Origin of the sequence: Streptomyces sp. NPDC094032 (assembly GCF_040303965.1) — a bacterium.
In the GTDB taxonomy this organism is placed as follows: Bacteria; Actinomycetota; Actinomycetes; order Streptomycetales; family Streptomycetaceae; genus Streptomyces.
The window spans coordinates 67,972-86,483 of sequence record NZ_JBEOUE010000028.1; the positions used below are offsets into that span (position 1 = coordinate 67,972).

The 18,512-nt window shown below is 71.6% G+C and carries 18 protein-coding genes; 6 read left to right on the top strand and 12 right to left on the bottom strand.

The window, feature by feature from the left end; genetic code table 11:
* The first annotated feature begins 38 nt into the window (after nucleotides 1-38).
* Nucleotides 39-179 (top strand): hypothetical protein, encoded by a 141-nt coding sequence (locus ABTZ54_RS30180; RefSeq protein ID WP_351669177.1) that lies wholly within the window; start codon nucleotides 39-41, stop codon nucleotides 177-179.
* Between the two features lie 62 nt (nucleotides 180-241).
* Here ABTZ54_RS30180 and ABTZ54_RS30185 read toward each other — a convergent pair whose 3' ends face one another.
* The 3 genes from ABTZ54_RS30185 to chsH3 all read right to left on the bottom strand — a co-directional run bounded on the left by ABTZ54_RS30185 (nucleotide 242) and on the right by chsH3 (nucleotide 3,267).
* Nucleotides 242-1,186 carry a 3-oxoacyl-ACP reductase gene (locus ABTZ54_RS30185; protein ID WP_351669179.1) on the bottom strand — a complete coding sequence of 315 codons (945 nt, stop codon included), beginning with the start codon at nucleotides 1,184-1,186 and terminating at the stop codon, nucleotides 242-244.
* Between the two features lie 73 nt (nucleotides 1,187-1,259).
* Complete coding sequence (locus ABTZ54_RS30190) at nucleotides 1,260-2,336, bottom strand: Zn-dependent alcohol dehydrogenase (protein ID WP_351669181.1); 1,077 nt, start codon at nucleotides 2,334-2,336, stop codon at nucleotides 1,260-1,262.
* Nucleotides 2,337-2,373: 37 nt separating this feature from the next.
* Nucleotides 2,374-3,267 carry an enoyl-CoA hydratase ChsH3 gene (gene chsH3, locus ABTZ54_RS30195; protein WP_351669183.1) on the bottom strand — a complete coding sequence of 298 codons (894 nt, stop codon included), beginning with the start codon at nucleotides 3,265-3,267 and terminating at the stop codon, nucleotides 2,374-2,376.
* Between the two features lie 314 nt (nucleotides 3,268-3,581).
* Here chsH3 and ABTZ54_RS30200 point away from each other — a divergent pair, with 314 nt between their 5' ends.
* From ABTZ54_RS30200 to ABTZ54_RS30210, 3 genes are read left to right on the top strand one after another with little or no spacing between them, the layout of a single operon-like run.
* The gene (locus tag ABTZ54_RS30200; RefSeq protein WP_351669185.1) at nucleotides 3,582-4,619 is read left to right on the top strand and encodes an ABC transporter ATP-binding protein; all 1,038 of its coding nucleotides are present in this window, start codon (nucleotides 3,582-3,584) and stop codon (nucleotides 4,617-4,619) included.
* Complete coding sequence (locus ABTZ54_RS30205; protein ID WP_351669187.1) at nucleotides 4,616-5,338, top strand: ABC transporter permease; 723 nt, start codon at nucleotides 4,616-4,618, stop codon at nucleotides 5,336-5,338. The genes ABTZ54_RS30200 and ABTZ54_RS30205 overlap by 4 nt, the downstream gene beginning before the upstream one ends.
* Nucleotides 5,339-5,357: 19 nt before the next feature.
* Entirely contained in the window at nucleotides 5,358-6,506 is a 1,149-nt protein-coding gene (locus tag ABTZ54_RS30210; protein WP_351669189.1) for a sensor histidine kinase, read from the top strand.
* On the opposite strand, the gene ABTZ54_RS30215 is transcribed toward ABTZ54_RS30210, so the two are convergent.
* Both ABTZ54_RS30215 and ABTZ54_RS30220 read right to left on the bottom strand, forming a co-directional pair.
* Nucleotides 6,503-6,730, bottom strand: coding sequence for a hypothetical protein (locus ABTZ54_RS30215; RefSeq protein WP_351669191.1), 228 nt, complete (start codon nucleotides 6,728-6,730; stop codon nucleotides 6,503-6,505). The two genes, ABTZ54_RS30210 and ABTZ54_RS30215, sit on opposite strands and share 4 nt — an antisense overlap.
* Before the next feature lie 155 nt (nucleotides 6,731-6,885).
* Nucleotides 6,886-7,761 carry a hypothetical protein gene (locus ABTZ54_RS30220; RefSeq protein ID WP_351669193.1) on the bottom strand — a complete coding sequence of 292 codons (876 nt, stop codon included), beginning with the start codon at nucleotides 7,759-7,761 and terminating at the stop codon, nucleotides 6,886-6,888.
* Nucleotides 7,762-8,285: 524 nt separating this feature from the next.
* On the opposite strand from ABTZ54_RS30220, the gene ABTZ54_RS30225 reads away from it, so the two are divergent.
* Complete coding sequence (locus ABTZ54_RS30225; RefSeq protein ID WP_351669217.1) at nucleotides 8,286-8,918, top strand: response regulator; 633 nt, start codon at nucleotides 8,286-8,288, stop codon at nucleotides 8,916-8,918.
* A gap of 84 nt (nucleotides 8,919-9,002) precedes the next feature.
* On the opposite strand, the gene ABTZ54_RS30230 is transcribed toward ABTZ54_RS30225, so the two are convergent.
* The 6 genes from ABTZ54_RS30230 to ABTZ54_RS30255 all read right to left on the bottom strand — a co-directional run bounded on the left by ABTZ54_RS30230 (nucleotide 9,003) and on the right by ABTZ54_RS30255 (nucleotide 17,484).
* Nucleotides 9,003-9,422, bottom strand: a complete 420-nt coding sequence (locus ABTZ54_RS30230) for a hypothetical protein (RefSeq protein ID WP_351669195.1) — start codon at nucleotides 9,420-9,422, stop codon at nucleotides 9,003-9,005.
* Nucleotides 9,423-9,537: 115 nt separating this feature from the next.
* Entirely contained in the window at nucleotides 9,538-11,787 is a 2,250-nt protein-coding gene (locus ABTZ54_RS30235; protein WP_351669197.1) for a hypothetical protein, read from the bottom strand.
* A 281-nt stretch (nucleotides 11,788-12,068) separates the two neighbouring features.
* Nucleotides 12,069-13,514 (bottom strand): MFS transporter, encoded by a 1,446-nt coding sequence (locus ABTZ54_RS30240; protein WP_502997340.1) that lies wholly within the window; start codon nucleotides 13,512-13,514, stop codon nucleotides 12,069-12,071.
* A gap of 38 nt (nucleotides 13,515-13,552) precedes the next feature.
* Complete coding sequence (locus ABTZ54_RS30245) at nucleotides 13,553-14,752, bottom strand: lipid-transfer protein (RefSeq protein WP_351669201.1); 1,200 nt, start codon at nucleotides 14,750-14,752, stop codon at nucleotides 13,553-13,555.
* 35 nt (nucleotides 14,753-14,787) lie between these two features.
* On the bottom strand, nucleotides 14,788-16,971 hold the full coding sequence (locus tag ABTZ54_RS30250; protein WP_351669203.1) for an acyl-CoA dehydrogenase family protein: 2,184 nt from the start codon (nucleotides 16,969-16,971) through the stop codon (nucleotides 14,788-14,790).
* A gap of 150 nt (nucleotides 16,972-17,121) precedes the next feature.
* Nucleotides 17,122-17,484, bottom strand: a complete 363-nt coding sequence (locus ABTZ54_RS30255; protein WP_351669205.1) for a DUF4267 domain-containing protein — start codon at nucleotides 17,482-17,484, stop codon at nucleotides 17,122-17,124.
* Between the two features lie 107 nt (nucleotides 17,485-17,591).
* Between ABTZ54_RS30255 and ABTZ54_RS30260 the strand changes: the two genes are divergently transcribed.
* Nucleotides 17,592-18,008 (top strand): DUF4259 domain-containing protein, encoded by a 417-nt coding sequence (locus ABTZ54_RS30260; RefSeq protein ID WP_351669219.1) that lies wholly within the window; start codon nucleotides 17,592-17,594, stop codon nucleotides 18,006-18,008.
* Between the two features lie 135 nt (nucleotides 18,009-18,143).
* Here ABTZ54_RS30260 and ABTZ54_RS30265 read toward each other — a convergent pair.
* Nucleotides 18,144-18,512, bottom strand: a 369-nt coding sequence (locus ABTZ54_RS30265; protein ID WP_351669207.1) for an isocitrate lyase/phosphoenolpyruvate mutase family protein, incomplete at its 5' end; no start/stop codon positions are given.

Here is an 18,512-nt window from a genome sequence, read left to right on the forward strand (position 1 = left end):
CGCACAGCAAGAGCGAGATCAACGGGGTGAGTTCCACCATGAGCAACACCGACGCGCAGGAGCCGAACGGCTCGGGCCGGCACCGGGGCGAATCGGCGCCGGCGGAGGACACCGATTCCTCCGCGGCCTCGGCGGCCTCGCCGCACGGCCGTCACCGCCGCGAGCCGGAGAACCGCTGAACACGTGAGAGGCCCCCGGGACACCCGGGGGCCTCTCACGTTCCCCACCTCTGAACCGGGGCTCAGCCCTTCTTCAGCCCCAGCACCTCCGCCGCCGCGAAGGTCTCCCCCGCCGGCCGCGCCGCGTAGTGCGGGGTGAGCAGCCCGTCGAGCTCCTCGTACGTGAAGGCGTCCTTCGCCGTGTCGAACTTCGCGGCCACCTTCGGGCGGTCCACGATCGCCACCATCCCTCCGTGGACGACCAGCAGCTGCCCGTTGACCCCGGCCGCGGCCGGCGAGGCGAGGTAGCCGACGAGCGGCGCCACGTGCTCCGGCGACAGCGGGTCGAGCTGGTCCGCGGCGGTCGGCTCGGCGAAGCCCGCGAAGACGTCCTCGGTCATCCGGGTGCGCGCCCGGGGGCAGATCGCGTTCGCCGTGACGCCGTACTTCGCGAGGGCGAGCGCGGTGGAGGTCGTCAGGCCGACGATCCCGCCCTTGGCCGCCGCGTAGTTGGGCTGTCCGGCCGAACCGGCGAGGAAGGCCTCGGACGAGGTGTTGACGATCCGCCCGTAGACACCGCTCTCGCCCCCCTTCGCCCGGCCGCGCCAGTGCACAGCGGCGTGGTGGGTGGTGTTGAAGTGGCCCTTGAGGTGGACCCGTATCACCGAGTCCCACTCCTCCTCGCTCATGGAGAAGACCATCCGGTCGCGCAGGATGCCCGCGTTGTTGACCAGGATGTCCAGCTTCCCGAACTCGGACACGGCCAGGCCGACCAGGCCGCGCGCGGTCTCGAAGTCGGCGATGTCGCCGAGGTGGGCGACGGCCCGGCCGCCCGCCGCGCGGATCTCGGCGGCGACCTCCTCGGCGGGGGTCGCCGACGCCTCGCCGGAGCCGTCCCGCCCGGGCTGGCCGAAGTCGTTGACGACGACGGCCGCGCCGAGCCTGGCCAGTTCGAGCGCCTCGGCCCGGCCGAGCCCGCGGCCGGCGCCGGTGACGATCGCGCTCAGTCCCTCAAGAGGGAGTGACATGGGGCAGGTCCTCTCAGGTCTCTCAGGTCTCTCAGGTCTCTCAGCTGACTCAGATAGGGGTGCCGGGCGCCGGTCAGATCTCGATGCAGGTGCGCAGCGCGACCCCGGTCCGCATCTGCTCCAGCGCCTCGTTGATGCCCGCCAGCGGCACCCGGTGCGTGATCAGGGACTCCAGGTCGATGCGGCCCGCCCGCCAGAGCGCGATGGCCCGCTCGTACGAACGGAGCACGTCCCCGCCCCCGTACATCGACGGGAGGATCTTCTTCTCGTCGAAGAACAGCTCGAACATGTTGAGCTGGAGGTGGTCGTCGAGGGCGCCCGCGCCGACGACGCAGAGGGTGCCGCCGCGCCGGGTGGTCTCGTACGCGGTGCGGGCGGTGGCGGACTTGCCGACGACCTCGAAGACGTAGTCGAAGCCCTCGCCGCCGGTGATCCGCTGCTTGGCGTCGGCAAGGGCGTCGGGGGCGACGGCCTCGGTGGCGCCGAAGCGGAGGGCGGCCTCGCGCCGGGACTCGACGGGGTCCACGGCGACGATCTGGGCCGCGCCCTGGAGCTTGGCGCCCTGGATCGCGGAGATGCCGACGCCGCCGCAGCCGATGACGGCGACCGACGAACCGGCCTCCACCTTCGCGGTGTTGATGGCCGCGCCGAGCCCGGTGGTCACGCCGCAGCCGATGAGCGCGGCGATGTCGAAGGGCACGTCGTCGGGGATCGGGACGGCGCAGCCCGCGTCGACGACGACCTCCTCGGCGAAGGTGCCGGTGCCGGCGAAGCCGAAGACGTCCCCGCCGGGGCGCTTGAAGTTGGGGGTCCCGGCGTTCATGAAGCCTGCCAGGCAGAGCTGGGTCTGGCCGCGCTTGCAGGCGGGACAGGTGCCGCAGGCGGGCAGCCAGCAGAGCAGCACCCGCTGGCCCTCGCTGAGTCCGGTGACCCCGTCGCCGATGTCGAGGATCTCGCCCGCGCCCTCGTGCCCGGGGATGAACGGGGCGGGCTGCGGGAGGACTCCGCTCATGGCGGAGACGTCGGAGTGGCACAGGCCGGTGGCCCGGACCCGTATCTTCACCCGGCCGGGGCCGAAGCCCACCGCCTCGACGTCGTCGAGGACTTCGAGTTTGTCCTGGCCGATCTCGTGCAGTACGGCTGCGCGCATGGTGCGGCTCCCATCGGGGGTGGTGTCAGGAGTGGCGTCAGGAGTGGTCCACGACGGTGTCGGCGAGTACGGGGGCGTCGTCCCGCTCGACGGCGGTGACCGTGATCTGGATCCGGCCGCCCGCGCCGCCGTCGCCACCCGCGCCGCCCTCGCCGCCTTCCAGGCGCCACATCCGGATCCGCAGGGTCTCGCCCGGGAAGACGATCCCGGCGAAGCGGGTGCGGTAGGCGCGGACGCGGGTGACGTCGCCGTCGAGGAGGGTGTCCACGGCCGCCTTGAGGGTCATGCCGTACGAGCAGAGGCCGTGCAGGATCGGGCGGTCGAAGCCCGCCAGCTTGGCGAACTCGGGGTCGGCGTGGAGCGGGTTCCAGTCGCCGGAGAGGCGGTAGAGCAGGGCCTGCTCCTCGCGGATGGGCCGCTCGACGGTGGCGTCGGGGGCGCGGGCGGGGAGTTCGAGGCGCTCGGAGGGCCCGCGGTCGCCGCCCCAGCCGCCCTCTCCGCGTACGAAGATCTGGGCGTCGCTGGTCCACAGCGGGCCTTCCGCGTCGGCGGCCTCCGAGCGGAGCACCAGGACGGCGGCCTTGCCCTTGTCGTACACGGCGGCGACGCGGGAGGTGGAGACGGCCCGGCCGGAGACGGGCAGCGGGCGGTGCAGCGTGATCGACTGGCCGCCGTGCAGGACGGCGGCCAGGTCGATGTCGATGCCGGGGGCGGAGAGCCCGCCGACGACGCCCATGCCGGCGCCGGCGACGGTCGCGAAGCTGGGCAGCACGTGCAGCCGGGATTCGAGGGTGTAGCGCAGCTCGTCGGGGTCGGTCGCGGGGACGCCCGCGCCGAGTCCGAGGTGGTAGAGCTGGACGTCCTTGTGGTCCCAGCCGATCTCCGCGCTGCGGGGCTCGGCGGCGACGGCCTTGGCGGCGTCAATGGGCATCGGCTTGCGGCTCCTTGGAATCCATGGTGAACCTTGGAGTGGAAGACCTCGGTGCGGTCGTCCGCACCGTCGACCGCACCGAGGCCGTGCGGGGACCGAGCCCGGAACGGCCCCGACGCGTGGGCGTCTTCTAGAACCTGTTCCAGTTCGGTGACCCCCATGTATAGCGGAGGGGTGTTCCGTTGGGAACCCTCCTGACGGCATGTCAGATCCACTCCCCTCCAAGGGGTGTACGGCACCCGGGACATTTGTCACGGCCAGGTCCGTACACACGCTCCTGCCCGGCCCCGCCCCCGCTCCGTAGCGTCATAGCCATGACGAACGAGCCGAGCAACGCAACGGGTGCGGACGCGCCCGCCGTCGCCTTCGAGGCGGCCACCAAGACCTTCGGCCCCGTCCGCGCCGTGGACGGCGTCGACCTCACGATCCGCCGCGGCGAGACGGTCGCCCTGCTCGGCCGCAACGGCGCCGGGAAGTCCACCACCATCAACCTGCTCCTCGGCCTCGACACCCCCGACAGCGGCCGGGTCGGCCTCTTCGGCGGCACGCCCGCCCGCGCGGTCCAGGCGGGCCGGGTCGGCGCCATGCTCCAGGACGCCCGCCCGGTCCCCCGGGTCACCGTCCGCGAGCTGGTCTCCTTCGTCGCCCGCGCCTACCCGGCCCCGATGCCGGTCGCGGAGGCCCTGGAGCTGGCGGGCCTGACGGAGTTCGCGGACCGCCGCGCCGACCGGCTCTCCGGCGGGCAGGCCCAGCGCGTCCGCTTCGCCGTCGCCCTGGCCGGCAACCCCGAGCTCATCGTCCTGGACGAGCCGACCGCCGCCCTGGACGTCGAGGCCCGGCAGGGCTTCTGGGACGCGATGCGGGCCTACGCCGGGCGCGGCAACACGGTGCTCTTCTCCACCCACTACCTGGAGGAGGCCGACGCCAGCGCCGACCGGATCGTCGTCGTCGACGCGGGCCGCGTGCTCGCCGACGGCACGTCCGAGCAGCTCAAGCGGACGGTCGGCGGGGCGCGGGTCTCCTTCGACCTGGCCGGCGGCCCGACGGACGGGCTTAGGGGAGAGCTTGCGGGCGGGCTTACGGGCGGGCTTACGGGCGGGCTTACGGGCGGGCTTACGGAGGGGCTCGGCCTGCTGCCCGGCGTCACCTCGGTCGAGATCCGCGGCGACCGCGCGCACCTGCGCAGCGACGACTCGGACGCGACTGTCCTCGCGCTGGCGGAGCTGCGCGCGATCCGCGGCCTGGAGGTCGCACCGGCCTCCCTGAACGACGCCTTCCTGACCCTGACCCTGCCCAGCGGACACACCGATGTCCAGCGCATCGCCGCGATGAACCTGGAGACGGCCCGATGATCACCGCCTATGTCCGGCTGGAAATCCGCCGCACCCTGCGCGACGCCGGTTTCGCGATCTCCTCGATCGCCATGCCGGTGATGATGTACCTGCTCTTCACCAACATCGGCGGCTCGAACACCGCCGAGGTCAAGACCGCCGCCATGATCGGCATGGCCGCGTACGGGGCGCTCGGCGCCGCCCTGTCCCTGGGCACCGGCGTCGCCGAGGACAAGTCCTCCGGCTGGCTGCGCCAGCTGCGGATCACCCCGATGCCCCCGCGCCAGGTGGTCACGGGCCGCGCCCTGACCGGCACGGTCGTGGTCCTGCCGGCCATCGCCGCGGTGCTGCTCGCCGGGGCGCTCGTCAACGGCGTACGGCTCGGCGCCTGGCAGTGGGCGGCGGTCGCCCTCGCCCTGTGGGCCGGCTCGCTCCCCTTCACGCTGCTCGGCCTCGGCAACGGCTACCGGCTCTCCGCGCAGACGACCGGCGTGGTCAACATCGCCTGCAACCTGGGGCTCTCGGTGGTCGGCGGCCTGTGGTTCCCGGTGGACCTGTTCCCGCAGTGGCTGCGCACCCTCTCCTCGTACACGCCGACCAACCGTTTCGCCGAGCTCGGCCGCGACCTGACGGAGGGCGCGATGCCGGGGACGGCGGCCCTCGTGATCCTCGTGGCGTGGGCGGTGCTCTTCGGGGCGTACGCGACGGTCTCGTACCGTCGTTCGGCACGGACGGTCTGAGACGAGAGGCTGAAGGATCATGCGACGCGAGCGATGCGGTGTCCGGGAGCCGGAGCAGATGGGCCCGCCCAACGGCTTCGCACTGCTGCCGTGGCTGCTGATGGGCCTGGGCGCGGTCTCCAACCTCGTCCAGGGCAAGACCGCCAACCCCTGGGTCGCGGGCCTTGGCGTCCTGGCCTTCAACTCCCTCTACATCACGATCGTGTTCCGCGCCTTCGACCGGCGTAAGCGGGAGGCGGCGGCCACCTGGTGGCTGCTCGGCGGGATGACCGCGATCACCCTGGGCCTCACCCTCGCGTACGCGGGCCCGTACCTGGCCTTCTTCCCGCTGCTCGGCCTGGCCGTCGGCTCGGTCGTGCGCGGCCGGATGCTGGGCCTGGTCGTCCTGCCGCTCTGCGCGGTCGCGGCCACGGTGGCCGGGGTGCGGGAGGGGTGGGACGCGATCAGTGTGGCGTACGGGACGTTTCTCTCGGCCATGGTGACGGCGGCGGTGCTGACCCTCTCCGAGACGGTGAAGGAGCTGCGTGCCACCCGCGAGCAGCTGGCCCGCTCGGCCGTCGAGAAGGAGCGGCTGCGCTTCTCCCGTGACCTGCACGACCTGCTGGGCCACACGCTGTCGGTGATCGTGGTGAAGTCGGAGGCGGCCCGGCGGCTGGCCCCGCGCGACCTGGACGCGGCGCTGTCCCAGATCACGGACATCGAGTCGGTCGGCCGCCAGGCCCTCACCGAGATCCGCGAGGCGGTCACCGGCTACCGCGAGGTCACCCTCGACGCGGAGCTGGACCGGGCGCGCGACGCCCTGTCCTCCGCCGGCATCGAGCCGGTCGTCCGCCGCTGGGGCCCGCCGCTGGAGCCGCAGACCGAGGCCCTGCTGAGCTGGGTGGTGCGCGAGTCGGCGACCAACGCGGTACGCCACAGCGGCGCGACCCGCTGCGAGATCGCCATCGGCGGCACCGAGGAGCGCGTCCGCCTCACCGTCACGGACAACGGCCGCGGCACGGGCGACGGCACCCCGGGCAGCGGCCTGCGGGGCCTGCGCGAGCGCGTGGCGGCGGCGGGCGGCACCCTGGAGTCGGGCCCGGGCCCGCGCGGCGGCTTCAGGGTGACGGCGGAGCTGCCGGTGGACGTCCCCGCCGGGGCGGCCCCCGGCCCCCTGGCCACGCCCTAGGCGCGGTCGAAGGAGAACACCACCCGCACACCCTCCGTGGAGTTGATCCGCTCGTTCAGCCCCCAGATCAGCCCGCCCGCCGGGTCGTAGCCGAGGTTCTGGGTGTAGACGGGCGCGGTGGTCAGGACGTGCGGGGCGGCGTTCGGGCCGGTCTTGTGGACGCAGGAGTACGAGGCACCCGAGGGGTCGCCGGAGCCGCCGCCCACACGCGGTGTCTGGACCATGGCCGGAGAGCGTAGACGAACTCGGCAGTGCGCCCGAGGTGTGGGCGTACTGCCGAGCGTCAGGAGGGAACGGTGTTCTCGGCCGCGACCTCTCCCTGAGCGGGTCCTCAGGGGTCCTCAGGGGTTCAGGGGTCCTCAGGGGTCCTCAGGGGTCCTCAGCAGAGGATGACGAGGCCCGTGACGACCGCGCAGCCGGCCGAGTCGGAGTTGTCGGCGGGGTTCGGGTCGGTGGCGTCGGCGGAGGTGACCGTCGCCGATGCGGGCAGGGGCAGCCCGAGAGTGAGCAGGCCGAGGTTCGCCCGGAACGCCGGGGTGGCCGTCTGGCCGGGCGCGAGCTGTGCCGTCGTGCAGGTCACCTGCCGGTCCGTGGCGTCGTACGCGCAGCCCGGGCTCAGCTGGGAGACGCCGGTGGTGGCCGGGGGCACGTTCATGACGACGGTCGCTCCGCCGGTGGTGCCGGGGCCCTGGTTCGTCACCGCGGCGGTGTAGTTGATGTGGCTGCCGAGGAGGAGCGGAGCCGAGGCCTTGAGGTCCACGGCCAGGTCGGCCTCGGGCTTCCGGACGGTGAAGCCGAAGGACGGCGGGGTGAGGTAGGAGGCGTGCTTGAAGGTGTAGGAGCCCAGCGCGGCGTCGTCACGGACCTTCAGCTGAACGGTCGCCGCGGCGGACTCGCCGACCATGAGGGGCCCCGAGAAGGCCAGCAGCTTGCCTCCCGTGAGGGCGCACGAGACGGCGTGGGTTCCCACGGTCGCCGCGCAGTTCACGCTGCTGAACAGCGTGTCACGGGTGGTGCCCATGGGCTGGGGGTCATACTCCGCGAACAGCGAGAACGGGCCGGGGTTCGTGACCGACGCGGTGAACGTGACGGTGTCCCCGGGGTGCACCACCGTGTCCGAGAGGCCCACGTCGATGCCGTACCGGGTGCTGGTGAAGGTCTGCGGGTCGGACGCGGTCGCGGTCGCCGCGCCGGCGAGCACGGTGGTCGCCGCGAGGGCGAGGACAGCCAGGAGGGACTGGAGCGTTCTTCGCACGTGGAGTCTCCCTTTCCGTGACGGGCGCCGTCGGAGCGCCGCCCGTTCATGGTCGGCACACACCGGGCGCCCCACAGGCCGTAGGAGAGGCGGGCATGTTGAACCGGTTGAACGCCCCCCGCTCACCACAGCGGCAATCCGGTGGAGCCGACCACACGTCAGAGAGGCAGGGCCCTAGCTTCCGATGCTCTGGTCGGACGTGTTCCCCCCGACCACGGCACTCTGCGCGTCCCCGCCCGGGGCCTGCCCCGCTCCACCGCCCACCCCCAGCATGCCGACGAGCCCGCCGCCAGGGAGATCGACCGGGACCGGGACCGGGGTGGCGTGCGCGGCACCGGCAGGCCCGAGGGCGGCGCCGGCGGCTCCGGCGGCGAGGAGAAGGACAGCGGCAAGGGCACGCTTGGGGTGGCTCATGTGGCTCGTGTTGCTCATGCCCTGCCAACGACGAACGGCACACCCTGGATGCGCCACGCCTCGACGCGCCCCAACAGGCCACCCGCCCTACCCTGTTCCTCGTGAACGAGATGCCGCAGGACCACCGCCCGCTCCGGCGTACACGCGTGCTCCTCGCCGAGGACCAGGGGATGATGCGGGGCGCGCTCGCCCTGCTTCTCGGTATGGAGCCGGACATCGAGGTCGTCGCCCAGGTCGGGCGCGGCGACGAGATCGTGGCGTCGGCGCTGCTCTCGCGGCCCGAGGTGGCGTTGCTGGACATCGAGCTGCCGGGGCGGTCGGGGCTCGACGCGGCGGCGGAGCTGCGGGACGAGGTGCCGGACTGCCGGGTGCTGATCCTGACGACGTTCGGGCGGCCGGGGTATCTGCGGCGGGCGATGGAGGCGGGGGCCGCCGGCTTCCTGGTGAAGGACGGGCCGGTCGAGGACCTGGCGGAAGCGATCCGCAAGGTCCTCCGGGGGGAGACCGTCATCGATCCCGCGCTCGCCGCCGCCGCGCTCAGCGCGGGCCCCAACCCGCTGACCGCCCGCGAGCGCGACGCCCTCGGAGCGTCGGTGGACGGGGCCACGATCGCCGACATCGCGGCGGCGCTGCATCTCTCGGAGTCGACGGTGCGAAATTATCTGTCCTCCGCCATCGGGAAGACGGGGACCCGGAACAGGATGGAGGCCGTCCGGGCGGCCCGTCAGCAGGGGTGGTTGTAGCTCTCCCGTGCCCCTGCCGACCACAGCGGCACGAATGGGCCCCGGAACTCGGCGTCCCGGGGCCCATTCACACGCGGCTCAGCGTTACTCGCCGCTGCCTTCCAGTTTCAGCGTGAAGCGGCACGGTAGATCCTGCCGGTACTTCACGCCCTCCTGCCGGTACGTGTACCGGCACCTACTGCTTTCACCGGAGACCTCGCCTGTGACAACCAACCGCACCGAGTAGTAGAAGAAGCTGTCCTTCTTCGGCGCGAGCGTGACGGGACCGTCGGAGTAGTCCTTGTACTTCGATACGGGGAAATCCGGGCTTCCGTCACTGAAGAGAAGCCCGATGCCGTTCGTCTCTTCACTGTTGAACACTGCGTATCGGCTGATCTTCAGCCCCTTGGGCAGGTCGAGGACCTGAGCGTCGAGCATCTCGAGAGGCTTCGAGGAGACGTTCTGGGTCAGCGGAAGAGCCGCCCACCACGCCTGTCCGATCTTCGCGTGATCGTTCCCTGCCACGCCTCCAGGACCGGGGTCCTGGAGTGCATGACCCTCGACCGCTTGGCCAGGTGCGTTCTCCGCACTTCCGCAGGCGACGACGGAGAAGAGAAGAGGCAGCGAGAGGGCCGCGATCCTAGTTAGAGTAGAAGGCACCTTCGTTCCGCCCAATCATTCCCTTGGCTCCCCAGATCCAATGGTCGCCGCGCCTCGTACCTGCAACGATCTTCTGCTCGTGGTCCGCGTCGAACTGCGTGGAGGCGGACAGCGACACTCCCATGACTGACACAGCCCCTGCGTACTTCACGCTACGCCCGCTGCTCAGGGAATAAGTGCCCCCAGCCTGTACACGCGCCCGCTTGCCCGCGCTGTAGGCCTTGAACCTGGCCGGCCCGTCCACGTGGCGAACGTCCTTTCCGAAGATGCCGACATAGCCGCCCGAAGCAACCTGGAAACCGCGCGCGATGATGCGGAGGTAGGAGCTCCGCGCGACGGCTCCGCAGTAGTTGGTGATCTTCTGCTTGTCATAGCTGATCGGCACACGCCAGTGCTTGCCGAAGTACGGCCCCTGGTTGGCGAAGCCCGCGCTGCTTCCCACGGAACTGCCAAGCGTGGTCGTACCACTCAGCGCCCAGTTCGATCCGCCCTTGACAGCGACATCGACACTCGACGAGAGCTTTGTCTTGTATTCGAACGACGCCTTGGCGTCCCAGTAGGCGTGGGCTTCGCCCACGGTCGTGTAAGCGATGGAGCTCGACACCTTCGTGGTGACGTTGTAGCACGAGCCCGACGCTCGGGGAGCAACCGCTTCCGAGCGAACACTTCTGCCCCCGACAAGGTAGGGGTCGAAGTCCGCGGCGGGAGCGGGACCCTTGTCGTCCTGCCACTTGGGCATCAGGTCGCCATCACCCTCCTGGGACGTCGACTGCCCTTCGAACTGCGCGGCATAGGTCGACCGCTGCTGCTCGGCAGTGGGGTCGGAGGCGTCGACGGTCGGCGCGGCGGCGGGAACCAGCGGAACCGAGTGAGCCGGCTCAGCCTCGGCCGCGACGGCGAGAGCGGTCCGCGCCGCGGGAGCCTCACCACCAGCCGGCTGAGGCGTGGGTGCGGCCGTGACCTGGTCCACCCCGACCATCTCGACCCCGGAAGACGTGGATCCGAAGGTCGAGGCCGTGGCGTTCAGCACTCCGCCGTTGGCGTCGACGACCTGCTGCAGCCCCGTCGGCAGCTGGTCGGGAACCGCAAACGACCACGTTCCGTCGGCCGCCGTCGTGGCGGTACCCAAGGGCGCCAGCTTCGTCGGCGTACCGTCCTGGCTCACCAGCGAGGGGTCGTTGGGTTCGATCTGCACGGTCAGCCCGGCCGCCGGCTTCCCGTCGCCGAGAAGGAACTTGCCCGACAGGACGGACGGCCTGTCGGACGGAGTCTCCTCGATCGGGGTCGGCAAGTCGACCGGAGGAACGTCGGACGCGTTCCCGAAGTTCGGCTTCTCCTCGGGGTCCGGCGCTGCGAGACAGCTCGCCGTGTCGGGCAGCATGGTGCCGTACAGTCCCACGCCGACCTCGGGGTTGGCCGACGCCAGGGGCGATCCGGCGTAGCTCTTGACGATTCCGCTGTAGTCCCGCGATCCCGAGTTCGTGTAGACGACGCCGAGTGCGGGGCTCCACGCGCTGACCGCTGTCGGCAGGTCGGCCGCGATGACCTCGCCGCCGGAGAGCCTGGGCGCGATCGCGCTGGGGCCGACGTACTCGATGCTGAAGTTCCACTGCCTGATCTGACCATTGGCCAGAGTGAATACCTGGCTCCCCGTCCCCCAGACGCTCTGCGCCGACGCGATGGCGACGGCCGCCTGATCCGTAGCCGGGATCTTCTCGGCGAACTCCTTCTGGTACCAACCGTTATTGAAGGCCTTACGTTCATCGAACACGCTTACCGAGCCAGTGGTGTGCGAGAAGGCGAATATCCTCCCCCCGAGCACCCAAACCCTGGAGTATCCGCTCCACCCGCTCCCGTAGCTCCTGAAAGGAGTAAGGAGCGCGCCCCCAGTATCCGAGTTGTCCTTGTAGGATTTGAGCAGGCCATCCTGGGTGATCTCGTAGATCACCCCGTCCTCGCCGCCGAAGACCTGGCTACTGCCCGGAAGCTGGCCCGTTACTCCGGTGTCGAGAATTCCGGCTTCCTTGTTTCCGTCGTAAGGACTCCAGTCGATGTACTTGCGTATCACCTTGGGCGCCGGATTCGCCGGCGGATTGACCGGGCGACTGATATTGCCAGGGACAGCTTCTACCAGATAGGTGGGAATGTGCGTTGCACATTCCGCGGCCGACGCGGTGGCAGTTCCTTGAACCGCAGGCAGAGCCACGGCCGAACCGGCGACCAGCGACACGGCCAATACACTAACGGCAAGTCGACTGCGCGAAACAGAAGAATGGCGTGTAGCCATATGTAATCCCCCCACGGAATTAACAGGCTGCCGGTCGAGGGCAGCCGAGGCATCATTAGATGCATGCACCACGGCCCAGTCAACTTGAATTGATCAAGATCTGAGGGTTCCACTGTCCGGGCGGCAACTAATTCACGCCATCTCGCATGTCAACTCAGTTGAAAATCGGGGAACTTGGAGCAGCAGGCGAGCGATCCGGCCAGAAAAGCTCGCCCGCGAACCCCTCACCCCTTCCGCTCCCGCCCCGGCAGCCACACCGCCATCAGCGTCGCCGTCGCCAGTAGCACGCACGCCCCCACCCGGAATGCCGCCGCGTAGCCTGCGGTCAGGGAGGTGGGGGTCGGGGGGTCGGTGAGCCAGGTGGCGGCGACGGTGGAGAGGATCGAGAGGCCCAGGGCGCCGCCCATCGTGCGGGAGGTGTTGATGAGGCCGGAGGCCAGGCCCGCTTCGGCGGGTGGGGCGCTCGTGGTGGCCAGGATCGCGAGGGGAGTGGAGCCGATGCCTATGCCGAACATCATCAGCACGCCCGGGATCAGGATGCCGGTCGCGTACGGGTCGGTCGGGGTCATCGTCGACTGGAGGGCGAAGCCCGCCGCCGCGATCAGGACGCCCGTCACCGCGACCGTGCGCGGGCCGAAGCGGGGCAGCAGGCGGGGGGCCAGTTTGGAGCCCGCGATGACGCTCACCGAGCTGGGGACCAGGGCCAGGCCCGCCTGGAGGGGCGTGTAGCCGAGGACGTTCTGGGCGTAGACCGTCATGAAGAACCACGAGCCGAAGGTCGTCGAGGCGCACAGCGCCATCGTCGCGTTCGCCGCCGACACCGCTCGGGTGCGGAAGACGCGCAGGGGCATCAAGGGGGACGACGCGCGGGTCTCCCACCAGACGAACGTCGACAGGACGAGCGCGCCCGCCGCCAGCGGGAGCAGCGTCGACGGGGCGGTCCAGCCCGACTCCTCCGTCTGCACGATGCCGTACGCCAGGGTCGCCAGGCCGCCCGTCACCAGGACCGCGCCGGGCAGGTCGAGGCGGTTGCCGCCGCCCACCCGGCTCTCCCCCAGCCACAGGCAGGCACAGACCAGGACCAGCGCCCCGATCGGTACGTTGATCAGCAGGACCCAGCGCCAGGAGAGCAGGTCGACGAGGACGCCGCCCACGAAGCCGCCCGCCGCGCCGCCGGCCGCGCCGACCGCCGTCCACGTGCCGACCGCCCGGGTGCGGGCCGGGCCCGGCGGGACGGCGGCGGTGAGGAGGGTGAGCGTGGAGGGGGAGAGGATCGCCGCGCCCAGGCCCTGGACGGCGCGGGCGGCCAGGAGCTGCCAGCCCTCCTGGGCCAGGCCGCCCGCCACCGAGGCCAGCGTGAAGAGGCTCAGGCCCACCACGAACATGCGCTTGCGGCCGAACAGGTCCGCCGCCCGGCCGCCCAGCAGCATGAAGCCCGCGAACGCGATCGAGTAGGCGTTCACCACCCACTGGAGGCCCGAGGCCGTCAGGCCCAGGTCCGTCCGCATCGACGGCAGCGCCACGTTCACCACCGACACGTCCAGCACCACGAGGAACTGGCCCGCGCACGCGATCAGGAGCACGAGCCACAGGCGTGGGTTCCGCCCGGATATGAGGGGGTCGGAGGTGGGGGTCGGGGTACTGGTGTCGGTTCGCGGCATGGGCGTCATGGTCGCAGAACAGCCCCGACCCGTACATCGGGAAACCCCTACGACCTGCGCAGCAGCGTCACCACCGCCGCCCCGCCGAGCCCGATGTTGTGCGCGAGCCCCACCTCCGCGCCCGGCACCTGCCGGCCGCCCGCCTCGCCGCGCAACTGCCACACCAGCTCCGCCGCCTGGGCCAGGCCCGTCGCGCCGAGGGGGTGGCCCTTGGAGATGAGGCCGCCGGAGGGGTTGACCACCCAGCGGCCGCCGTACGTCGTCGCGCCCGATTCGACCAGTTTGCCCGAGGCGCCCTCCTCGCACATGCCCAGCGCCTCGTACGTCAGGAGCTCGTTGATGGAGAAGCAGTCGTGGAGTTCGATCACGTCGACGTCCTCGATGCCCAGGCCGGAGGCCTCGTACACCTTCCGCGCCGCCGCCCGCGACATCGGGCGGCCGACGACGTCGATGCAGGTGCCGGAGGCGAAGGACTCCTCCGTGTCGGTGGTCATGGCCTGGGCGGCGATCTCCACCGCCCGGTCGCGCAGGCCGTGCTCCGCCACGAAGCGCTCGGAGACGACGACGACCGCCGCCGCGCCGTCCGAGGTCGGCGAGCACTGGAGCTTGGTCAGCGGGCGGTGGATGGTCTTCGCCGCCAGGATCTCCTCGACCGTGTACACGTCCTGGAACTGCGCGTTGGGGTTCTGCGACGAGTGCCGGTGGTTCTTGGCGGCCACCGCCGCGAGCTGCGCCTCGGTCGTGCCGTAGCGGTCCATGTGCTCGCGCGCCGCGTCGCCGAAGATCTGGGCGGTGGGCGGCGACATCTCGAAGCCGTGCCCGGCCGCCATGATCCCGTAGTGCCGCGCCACCGGCGAGGTCTTGAAGTCGCCGCCGTCCGAGCCGCCGCCCAGCGCGCCGCGCGCCATCTTCTCGAAGCCCAGCGCCAGGACGCAGTCGGCGATGCCGCCCTCGACGAGCTGCCGCGCCATCATCAGGGCGGAGGAGCCGGTCGCGCAGTTGTTGTTGACGTTGTAGACGGGTACGCCGGTCAGGCCCAGCTCGTACACCGCGCGCTGTCCGGCCGTGGAGGCCTGGAAGCAGTACCCGACCGGGACCTGTTCGACGAGCCCGTACGGGATGCCGGCGTCGGCCAGGGCGGCGGTGCCGGCCTCCTTCGCCATGTCCCAGTACTGCCAGTCCCGGGTCTCCGGCTTCTCGAACTTCGTCATGCCCACACCGACGATGTACGACTTCCTCGCGGTCATCGAAGCCACTCCCTCAGTCTCGGTCTCTCGGTCTCTCAGTCACGCGGCAGGCCGAGCAGGCGCTCGGCGACGACGTTCAGCTGCACTTGGGTGGTGCCGCCCGCGATCGTCAGGCAGCGCGACATCAGCAGTCCGTGCACGGCCCGCTCCCCCGGCCCCTCCCGCAGCGCGCCGCGCGCGCCGAGGAGTTCGAGGGTGAGTTCGGCGAGTTTCTGCTGGTGGACGGTCTGGACGAGTTTGCGGACGCTGGCCCCGGGGCCGGGTTCGAGGCCCGAGACCTGGAGCAGGGTGGTGCGCAGGCCGATGCAGGCCAGGGCGTGCGCCTCGGCGACGAGGGGCCCGATCCGGGCCCGTACGGCGCCGTCCTCGTCGGCCGCGCGGTCGATGAGCGCTTCGAGGCCGGTGTCGAAGGCGACCTGGTCGGCCATGTGGACGCGTTCGTTGCCGAGGGTGTTGCGGGCGACCTTCCAGCCGCCGCCGACCTCGCCGACGACCGCGTCGGCGGGCAGCACGGCGTCGTCGAACCACACCTCGTTGAAGAGCGACTCCCCGGTGATCTCCTTCAGCGGCCGGATATCGATGCCGGGGGTGTTCTTCATGTCGACGATGAAGTAGGTGAGTCCCTTGTGCTTGGGCGCCTCGGGGTCGGTGCGGGCGAGGAGGATGCCGTAGTCGGCCCACTGGGCGGCGCTGGTCCACACCTTCTGGCCGTTGATCCGCCAGCCCCGCCCGTCGTCGGTCCGTTCCGCCCGGGTACGGAGGGAGGCCAGGTCCGATCCGGCCTCGGGCTCGGAGAAGAGCTGGCACCACTGCTGCTCGCCGCGCAGGGTGGGCGCCAGGTGGGCCGTCTGCTGGGCCGGGGTCCCGTACGCGAGGAGGGAGGGGACCACCCAGGTGGCGATGGAGAGGGGGCTGAGCCGCACCCCGGCCGCCTCCATCTCCCTCTGCACGGCGAGCTGTTGGACCGGTCCCGCCCCGAGTCCGTACGGCGCGGGGAGGTGCGGGGCCGCGTAGCCGGTGCCGGCCAGGGCGCGCCGGGCGGCGCGCGGGTCGAGCCCCACGGCGGGCGCCAGCGCCTCCCGGGCCGCCGCGCGGAACGCCTCGGCCTCCGCCGGGAGTTCGAGGCGCAGTTCGCGCCGGGTGCCGGTGGCGGCGTGGCGTACGGCGGCGAGCCGGTGGGTGTCGCCGGAGCCGAGGAGCTGGCGGGCGACGAGGGCGCGGCGCAGGTAGAGGTGGGCGTCGTGCTCCCAGGTGAAGCCGATGCCGCCGAGGATCTGGATGCAGTCCTTGGCCAGTCCGTACGCGGTGTCGAGCGCGGCGCCCGCCGCGAGCGAGGCGGTGAGCGACCGGACGTCGTCGGCGTCCTCGCGCGCCGCGCGGGCGGCGTCCCAGGTCAGGGCACGGGCCTGCTCAAGCCGGACCAGCATGTCGGCGCAGAGGTGCTTGACGCCCTGGAACTGCCCGATCGGTTTCCCGAACTGCACGCGGGTCCTGGCGTGTTCGGCTGCGAGGTCGAGGACCCGGGCGGCCGTTCCGCAGGCGTCGGCGGCGAAGAGGACGGCGGCGAGGTCGGCGACGAGGGCCGCGTCCACGCCGCCCATGATCCGGCTCGCGGGCACCAGTACCCCGTCGGCGGCGACCTCGGCCGTCGGCCGGGTGGGGTCGGCGCTCTCATGCGGGCGTACGGAGAGGGTGTCGGCGTCCACCGCGAGCCACACGGTGCCGTGCGGGGCGCGCGCGGAGAGGATCAGCAGGTCGGCCTGAGCGGCCCCGAGGACCGGCGGGGCGAGCCCGTCCAGGACGAACCCGTCCGCCGTGTGCGAGGGCGCGGCGGTCAGGGTGCCCGGCCCCAGGGCGACGGCCCCGGTCCGCTCCCCCGTGGCGAGCGCGCCGGCGTCCTCCCCGCGCCCGGCGCGGTGCAGCAGCTCGGCGGCGAGGACGGTGGGGAGGTACGGGCCCGGCAGCAGCGCCCGCCCGGCCTCCTCCAGGACCACGGCGAGGTCGACGAGATCCCCGCCGCCCCCGCCCTCGCGCTCCTCGGGGAGATGGATGCCCAGGAGCCCCTGCGCCGCGGCCCCGTCCCAGTACGCCGGCCTGCCCGCCGCACCCCCTGGCGCGTCGAGGTGCTTGCGTACGTCCTCGGGCGGTACGGCGCGGGTGAGCCAGCCGCGGACGGATCGGGCGAGCTCCCGCTGTTCGTGCGTGATGGCGATGCCCATGGCACGGCAGACTAGAACACGTTCCAATCTGACGGAAGGTCAGATACGAGGTCGGTTACGACGAGTCGCGAGGGAGACCGCGGGCGGCGGAGTCGGGATCTCCGGCCGGCACCCGCCAAGGGCGAGGCCTCGAGTGCGGCCAGGCGCTCGTCACCCACGAGCCCCGCGCCTGCGAGTCTCACGCAGCAACAGGAGGCCGTTGACCACCATCAGCGTCGCGGTCAGGCCGTGGACGCCGAGCGCGGTGGCCACGGAGCCCTGATGGACCAGCACGGTGGTCATGTCGCCGTACGCGACGAAGGCCTCCACCAGCAACACCCAGCCCAGCGCCCGGCGGTGGCCCGTCACCAGCAGGACGCCCAGACCCAGGGCCATGAAGACGTCACGGATCCCCTTGACGATCAGGAAGCCGCCACCGTCGCCGGACGGCCAGCTCGGCAGGCCGAAGCCCGGCGCCATCGCCTCCGGGCTCAGGATGAACTCCGTCCCGAACCACAGGGCGAAGAGCGCCATGAGGATACCCGGATCACTCGCCGAGCCACGGCGTTGTCAGTGGTGGGTGCCAGCATGTGAAGCAGCCAGTCGGGACCGCCGGCACGGAGAGAATGAGCGAGCACAGCATGGGTACTTGGGACATCGGCCCCTTCGACAACGACAGCGCCGCCGACTTCTCGTACCGGGTCGACGAGGCCGCCGCGGACGACAAGGCTGCGGTGCTCCTCGTCGCGTTCCGCGAGGTCACCGAGAACGAGGACGACTTCCTCGACTCGGACTTCGCCGTCGAGGCCGTCGCCGCAGCGGCGCTCGTCGCCGCGCAGTGCCCCGGCGGCGACCCCGTCACCACGTCGTACGGCCCGAAGGAGGCCATACCGCCCCTCCCGGCCACCCTCCGCCCCCTCGCCGTCGCCGCGCTCGACCGCGTCCTCGGCGAGGACTCCGAGCTGCGGGAGTTGTGGGAGGAGTCCGGCGGGGAGGAGTGGAAGGCGGGGGTGCTGCGACTGCGCGCGGTGCTGGCGGACGCGGGCGCGGGCGCCTAGGGCCTGTCCGGCGGATCACATGGCCGCCTCGTTCCTGGATCATTGCGTTCGCTTGTGGGGCGGGGCGATCTGACAAGCGACGAGTGACGTTGCACCGATCACCGCGAGGTGATCAACGGGATCCTGAACCGCGTCTCAGTGCGCGGGCTCGGCCAGGAGCAGCGCGTTGAGGGTGGTGTAGTCGAATCCGCCCTCCAGCGAGGTCGTCGTGCCCTGCTCCAGCAGTTCGCGCGCGGCCCGGCGGACCAGTTCGTATGCTGCCTCGGCGATGGAGGATCCCGCGCTGATGCGGGCGGCTCCCGCCTCGGCGAGCTCGGACACGGGCAGGGTGCCGGGGCCGGCCAGGACGTTCACCGGAAGAGGTTGAGCACTCACGAGCGTCCTGACCGTCTCGGCATCCGGTGTGCCCAGGACGAAGATGCCGTCCGCGCCGGCCGTGGCGTAGGCGCGGGCGCGGGTGAGTGTTTCGTCCAGCCAGGCCTTGCGGTCGCCGGGCGGCAGGCG

Coding starts and splice junctions, on each gene's coding strand:
- ABTZ54_RS30215 (WP_351669191.1), bottom strand. CDS start 6,730: ATGGTCCAGACACCGCGTGTGGGCGGCGGCTCCGGCGACCCCTCGGGT.
- ABTZ54_RS30225 (WP_351669217.1), top strand. CDS start 8,286: ATGCCGCAGGACCACCGCCCGCTCCGGCGTACACGCGTGCTCCTCGCC.
- ABTZ54_RS30240 (WP_502997340.1), bottom strand. CDS start 13,514: ATGACGCCCATGCCGCGAACCGACACCAGTACCCCGACCCCCACCTCC.
- chsH3 (WP_351669183.1), bottom strand. CDS start 3,267: ATGCCCATTGACGCCGCCAAGGCCGTCGCCGCCGAGCCCCGCAGCGCG.
- ABTZ54_RS30190 (WP_351669181.1), bottom strand. CDS start 2,336: ATGCGCGCAGCCGTACTGCACGAGATCGGCCAGGACAAACTCGAAGTC.
- ABTZ54_RS30255 (WP_351669205.1), bottom strand. CDS start 17,484: ATGGCGCTCTTCGCCCTGTGGTTCGGGACGGAGTTCATCCTGAGCCCG.
- ABTZ54_RS30180 (WP_351669177.1), top strand. CDS start 39: ATGAGCAACACCGACGCGCAGGAGCCGAACGGCTCGGGCCGGCACCGG.
- ABTZ54_RS30200 (WP_351669185.1), top strand. CDS start 3,582: ATGACGAACGAGCCGAGCAACGCAACGGGTGCGGACGCGCCCGCCGTC.
- ABTZ54_RS30250 (WP_351669203.1), bottom strand. CDS start 16,971: ATGGGCATCGCCATCACGCACGAACAGCGGGAGCTCGCCCGATCCGTC.
- ABTZ54_RS30210 (WP_351669189.1), top strand. CDS start 5,358: ATGCGACGCGAGCGATGCGGTGTCCGGGAGCCGGAGCAGATGGGCCCG.
- ABTZ54_RS30205 (WP_351669187.1), top strand. CDS start 4,616: ATGATCACCGCCTATGTCCGGCTGGAAATCCGCCGCACCCTGCGCGAC.
- ABTZ54_RS30260 (WP_351669219.1), top strand. CDS start 17,592: ATGGGTACTTGGGACATCGGCCCCTTCGACAACGACAGCGCCGCCGAC.
- ABTZ54_RS30185 (WP_351669179.1), bottom strand. CDS start 1,186: ATGTCACTCCCTCTTGAGGGACTGAGCGCGATCGTCACCGGCGCCGGC.
- ABTZ54_RS30245 (WP_351669201.1), bottom strand. CDS start 14,752: ATGACCGCGAGGAAGTCGTACATCGTCGGTGTGGGCATGACGAAGTTC.